Origin of the sequence: Shewanella sp. SG44-6, assembly GCF_014164185.1 — a bacterium.
Classification (GTDB): Bacteria; Pseudomonadota; Gammaproteobacteria; order Enterobacterales; family Shewanellaceae; genus Shewanella; species Shewanella vesiculosa.
The window spans coordinates 1-5,380 of sequence record NZ_JACJER010000202.1; the positions used below are offsets into that span (position 1 = coordinate 1).

A 5,380-nucleotide genomic window follows, 5' to 3' on the forward strand; every position below is an offset into this window, starting at 1 on the left:
CCACACTTGGAAAGGTTAACATGTCCCAATTACAAGATAGTTTTGGTCGAAGGTTTCACTATTTACGAATGTCAGTCACTGACGTTTGTAACTTCAAATGTTCCTATTGTTTGCCAGATGGGTATAAACCCGATGGCAAACCGAGCTTTTTAACCCTCAATGAGATTGAAAATCTTGTTGCAGGCTTTGGCGCCGTTGGCACTCAAAAAGTTCGTATCACTGGTGGTGAGCCCACTCTGCGCAAAGATTTCACTGATATTGTGCGGATTGTTGCGGCGAATCCCAATATTAATACCGTAGCAATGACCACCAATGGTTATCGTTTACAGCAGAATGCTAAAGAATGGTATGAAGCTGGTTTACGGCGTATTAATGTTTCCGTTGATAGCTTAGATCCTAAAATGTTTTATCAAATTACCGGCGAAAATAAGTTTGATCTTGTTATGCGCGGTATTGATGCTGCATTGGAAGCGGGTTTTGAGCGGGTTAAAGTCAACGCCGTATTACTTAAAGGCTTAAACGATAAAGATTTACCACGGTTTTTACAGTGGATTAAACATATACCTATTGATTTACGCTTTATTGAGTTAATGGAAACGGGCTTGGGTCGCGACTACTTTAATGCGCATCATTTAGCTGGCGTTGATATCAAAAAACAACTTGAGCAGCAAGGCTGGTTATACGATTTACCGAGCGTTGATGATGGTCCTGCACAGAACTTTAGTCATGCCGACTACCAAGGTCGTATCGGGCTAATTATGCCCTATGCTAAAAACTTCTGTGCCAGCTGCAATCGCTTGCGCGTATCAGCCAAAGGTAAATTACATTTATGCTTATTTACTGAAAATGGCCTAGATTTGCGCGATTTATTGCAAGACACTTCACAGCAAGATGAGTTAATCACTCGGTTACACGGTCAATTAGCGCAGAAAAAAGAAACCCATTATCTACATCAAGGTATTACCGGTGTGACTCAGCATCTTGCCTCTATTGGTGGTTAAGCGGTTATTGAGCTAAACCGACTGATGCGGACATTTTTGTGACGCTCAGTCGATAGACATTGAATTTTTATTAAGGCAGTAGCATGAGCAATCGTTTTACCCATATTAACGCCGATGGCAATGCCCATATGGTTGATGTCACTGAAAAAGCCGTCACTGAGCGCGAAGCCCGCGCAGAAGCCTTTATTGATATGGCTCCCACTACCTTAGCGATGATTATGAATGGCAGCCATCACAAAGGTGATGTGTTTGCTACCGCACGTATTGCCGGTATTCAAGCGGCTAAAAAAACTGCTGATTTAATACCTTTATGTCATCCGTTAATGCTGACTAAAGTGGAAGTTGAGCTTGAAGCTCAGCCTGAGCACAATCGTGTGCGCATTACTAGTTTATGTAAGCTATCGGGTAAAACCGGTGTAGAAATGGAAGCGCTAACGGCTGCTTCTGTCGCTGCCTTAACTATTTACGATATGTGTAAGGCTGTACAAAAAGACATGATTATTTCTCAAGTTCGTTTGCTTGAAAAACGCGGCGGTAAATCTGGCCATTTTCAAGCTTAAGCTGCCTTATACTGCCTTATATGAGCTAACGTTCATCCAATATGTTTTATGAATAAATGCATTGAGAGACCACTATGATCCAAGTGTTATTTTTTGCGCAAATTCGCGAATTACTCGATACCGCTAAAGTCGAACACAGTGCCGACAATATAGACACCGCCGAAGCATTACGTGCTGCGCTTGCTGCCACTGATGATAAGTGGGCTAAAGTGTTGGCATCAGACAAATTGCTGGTGGCGATTAATCAAACCATGAGCCAATGGGATTCGCCTGTAAATGACGGTGATGAAGTGGCCTTTTTCCCTCCGGTCACAGGAGGGTAATATGAAACAGAGCAATCAAATTATTGTCCGTGTGCATGCTGAAGATTTTAGCGTTGCCGATGAGTATGCGCTCTTGGCTTGCGATAATCAGGATGGTGCAGTAGTCAATTTTGTTGGCAAAGTTCGTGACTTTAATGATGGCTGCGCCGTAACCGATCTAACCCTAGAGCATTATCCTGGAATGACAGAGTCGGTTTTATTACAGATTAGCCAGCAGGCTTGTGAGCGGTGGCCGTTAAACAAAGTGACCATTATTCATCGAGTGGGTACGCTAACACTTGGTGAGCAAATAGTCTTTATCGGTGTCACCAGTGCCCATCGTAAAGCCGCTTTTGCAGCGTGTGAGTTTTTAATCGACTTCTTAAAAACCAAAGCCCCTTTTTGGAAACTGGAAGCGGGCGATACTGGCAGTAAGTGGGTTGAAGCGCGTGATAGCGATCAACAAGCGGCTCAAATGTGGAAAAAGTAATATTGTTCCGTATTACTGGTATACAGTAAGGATAATCTCTCAATGCCTTTCATTAATAGCATTACTCCAATTTTTTATCGGCTGGTAAAGTATATTAACGCAAGTGGTATGGCGGCGTTACTGGCGACGGTTGGTGTGATTGGGTTCAGTTCCGCAAGCTTGGCCAGCGATGCTCCGGCCATTGCTGCAGCGGCTAATATTAAGTTTGCAGTAGATGAAATCGCGACGCGTTTTCAACAGCAAACAGGCTTGGAACTGCGGATTAGTTATGGTTCATCGGGTAATTTTATCACCCAAATTCAGCATGGCGCTCCATTTGAGATGATGCTCAGTGCTGATGAAGGTTATATTGATAAGTTACATCAAGCGGGCTTTACTCAAGACGAGGGCATTGTTTATGCCATCGGACGTTTAGCTCTTGCTGCTCCTAAGGCTTCGCCATTGATTTTAGACCCAGAGCTTGTGGGCTTAAGGCAGTTAATCGATGATGGAAAGCTATCTCGTTTCGCCATTGCCAATCCAGATCATGCACCTTATGGAGTGAGTGCCCGTGAAGTTCTCAAGGCAAAAGGTTTATGGGATGCACTCCAGCCGATGCTGATCTTAGGTGAGAATGCCGGACAAGCGACCCAATTTACCATTAGTGGTTCCACTCAAGGCGGTATAGTGCCGTTATCCTTGGTGTTAACACCTGAGTTTGCTAAGCGCGGTAACTACGTGATTATTCCAGACGTGTTATTTCAACCTCTTAATCAACGGATGGCATTGATGCCACAGGCATCTGAAACGGCCGAGCTATTCTATCAATACATGCAATCTAATGAGGCGCGGCAAGTGTTAACGCAATTTGGATTTAACTTACCTAAGCCTGTCGTTAAGCAGGGTGACTAATGGATTGGCAAGCGCTGTGGCTGTCGGTAAGATTAAGTTGTTTTACCGTTGTAGTGTTAATTCCGCTGGCCATAGTGGTTGGGCGATGGTTAGCGTACCGTCAGTTTAAGGGCAAGTCATTGCTTGAGGCTCTGATCATGGCACCATTAGTATTGCCCCCGACTGTTATTGGCTATTACTTATTGGTCGGTTTAGGCAATCAGAGCATGATTGGCCAGTGGGTTGAACAATTAACAGGTCAACAACTGGTGTTTCATTTCTCAGGGTTAGTCATAGCCTCTATTATTGTTAATATTCCCTTTGCTGTTCAGCCTATTCAACGTGCGTTTGAAACTATTCCTATCGATATTCGCGACGCTGCGGCTTGTTGTGGTATGAGCCGATTACGGATTTTTTTTCGAGTTGAGTTACCCATGATTTGGCCTGGTGTATTAACCGCCCTAGTACTGTGTTTCTCCCATGTGCTGGGTGAATTTGGTGTGGTGTTAATGCTGGGCGGTAACATTGCGGGTGAAACTAAAACTATCTCAATAGCCATTTATGATAGTGTGCAGGCATTCGATTTTGATTCGGCAGGGATGATGTCTTTAGTCTTATTGTTGTTTGCGGTAAGCGCATTAGCACTCACTACCAGTATGTCGAGGCGTTTAGGAGGGCATTATAATGCCTCGCCACGCTGATCTTACTTGTGATATTTCACAAACACTACCTATTCCATTAAAAGCGCATTTTAGTTGCCAAGCGGGTGAGGTCTTAGCGGTTGTTGGCCCATCGGGTGGTGGTAAAACAACACTACTGAGAATGATTGCTGGTTTGACATTACCGCAACAGGGGCAGATTCATTGTGGTGAACAGTTGTGGTTTGATGCACAACAGTCTATTTCACTCACACCACAGCAACGACATATTGGTTATATGCCGCAGCATTTTGGTTTGTTTCCGCATTTATCGGCGTTAGATAATGTCATTTCTGGGCTTGATCATGTGCCCAAAGCCTTAAGAAAGCAACGTGCACTAGATTGGTTGGAACGTGTCAATTTGCATGGATTACCTGATCGTTTACCCGCACAATTATCGGGTGGACAGCGCCAACGAGTTGCGCTTGCGCGAGCGCTGGCACGTGAGCCGGCTATTTTGTTATTAGATGAGCCCTTTTCTGCGGTAGATAAAGAAACTCGTGAGCGCTTATACATAGAGTTAGCGCGTTTGAAGCAACAACTATCCATACCGGTAATTATGGTAACCCATGATATTCACGAGGCCTTGTTACTGGCCGATAAAATGATATTAATTAGTCAGGGTAGGATGCTGCAACAAGGCAAGCCCTTTGAGGTGTTATCTCATCCTAATGATGAGGCGGTTGCGAGACAGATGGGCTTGAGAAATATTTTTGATGGCCAAGTTGTGTCACAAGATATTGAACGCAACATCACTCAGTTTACACTGGGTGATGAACTCATCGTCTGTGATAGCGCCCCCACATTAGAGATTGGTCAAGCTATTCGTTGGGTTATTCCCAATCAAGGGATTCGCTTTAATGCCATTAGCAGTGGTCGTCTGTGCAAGAGCATAAATAAGTTAGAGGTCTTCATTGAATCTGTATTGATAATGGGCGAATCCTCTCGGGTGATCGCATCAGTTGTTGGCATAGGGTCAATCATTAATGCTGATGTACCAACTCATTTAGTGCAAAAGTTATCAATCGCGGCAGGAGTGCAAACGACCATAGCGCTCAAGTCAGACCAAATTCATATTTTAAATATCAGAGACAGTTGATCTTTTAAGATGAATGCAGCCAGAAGGGGACGGCTAAACGATTTTTCCCTTTAGTTATAAGGTATTTTCTCAGAATGGCTAAGTGCCACAACTTATGTCGTATTAGAAACTGTTTATCTCGAACCCAATTTAGCCATCAATGTTCAACAGCCCTTTGTCTTAACTTGGATCGTTAATTTATTTTAAATAACTTTTTAGCTCAGTTTGCTGCGCCGATTAGCTTGTGAGACGCATCAGTGCCGAATAAGATAACACAGCCTACTATTGGCGCGAGTTTGATCACTCTATTCGATCTTTTATACTGATTTTATGTCATAAAATGGCGCTTCAGCATCATTTAAAATGGTATTTATGATCAAT

General features: G+C 43.6%; 7 protein-coding genes. All 7 read left to right on the plus strand.

All coding sequences use genetic code 11. The features are described from left to right. Positions 1-1,001 (plus strand): GTP 3',8-cyclase MoaA (moaA, locus tag H5185_RS21075; protein WP_259396277.1); only part of this gene is annotated, 1,001 nt, incomplete at its 5' end. A gap of 83 nt (positions 1,002-1,084) precedes the next feature. Then, positions 1,085-1,561, plus strand: coding sequence for a cyclic pyranopterin monophosphate synthase MoaC (gene moaC / locus H5185_RS21080; RefSeq protein ID WP_124017747.1), 477 nt, complete (start codon positions 1,085-1,087; stop codon positions 1,559-1,561). 74 nt (positions 1,562-1,635) lie between these two features. After that, on the plus strand, positions 1,636-1,884 hold the full coding sequence (gene moaD, locus H5185_RS21085; RefSeq protein WP_124017746.1) for a molybdopterin synthase sulfur carrier subunit: 249 nt from the start codon (positions 1,636-1,638) through the stop codon (positions 1,882-1,884). 1 nt (position 1,885) lies between these two features. Beyond that, entirely contained in the window at positions 1,886-2,353 is a 468-nt protein-coding gene (gene moaE, locus H5185_RS21090) for a molybdopterin synthase catalytic subunit MoaE (RefSeq protein WP_124017745.1), read from the plus strand. 42 nt (positions 2,354-2,395) lie between these two features. Further along, positions 2,396-3,244: a molybdate ABC transporter substrate-binding protein gene (gene modA, locus H5185_RS21095; RefSeq protein ID WP_182743085.1), complete on the plus strand. Its 849-nt coding sequence runs from the start codon at positions 2,396-2,398 to the stop codon at positions 3,242-3,244. Continuing rightward, a complete protein-coding gene (gene modB / locus H5185_RS21100; protein WP_124017743.1) occupies positions 3,244-3,924 on the plus strand; it encodes a molybdate ABC transporter permease subunit in 681 nt (226 codons plus the stop codon). The genes modA and modB overlap by 1 nt, the downstream gene beginning before the upstream one ends. Beyond that, positions 3,908-5,020 (plus strand): ABC transporter ATP-binding protein, encoded by a 1,113-nt coding sequence (locus H5185_RS21105; protein WP_124017742.1) that lies wholly within the window; start codon positions 3,908-3,910, stop codon positions 5,018-5,020. Before modB ends, H5185_RS21105 begins: the two co-directional genes overlap by 17 nt. The last annotated feature ends 360 nt before the right edge of the window (positions 5,021-5,380 follow it).

Excerpts from the sequence above, each read along its gene's own strand:
- moaC (WP_124017747.1), top strand. The coding sequence starts at position 1,085 with ATGAGCAATCGTTTTACCCATATTAACGCCGATGGCAATGCCCATATG.
- moaD (WP_124017746.1), top strand. The coding sequence starts at position 1,636 with ATGATCCAAGTGTTATTTTTTGCGCAAATTCGCGAATTACTCGATACC.
- moaE (WP_124017745.1), top strand. The coding sequence starts at position 1,886 with ATGAAACAGAGCAATCAAATTATTGTCCGTGTGCATGCTGAAGATTTT.
- modA (WP_182743085.1), top strand. The coding sequence starts at position 2,396 with ATGCCTTTCATTAATAGCATTACTCCAATTTTTTATCGGCTGGTAAAG.
- modB (WP_124017743.1), top strand. The coding sequence starts at position 3,244 with ATGGATTGGCAAGCGCTGTGGCTGTCGGTAAGATTAAGTTGTTTTACC.
- H5185_RS21105 (WP_124017742.1), top strand. The coding sequence starts at position 3,908 with ATGCCTCGCCACGCTGATCTTACTTGTGATATTTCACAAACACTACCT.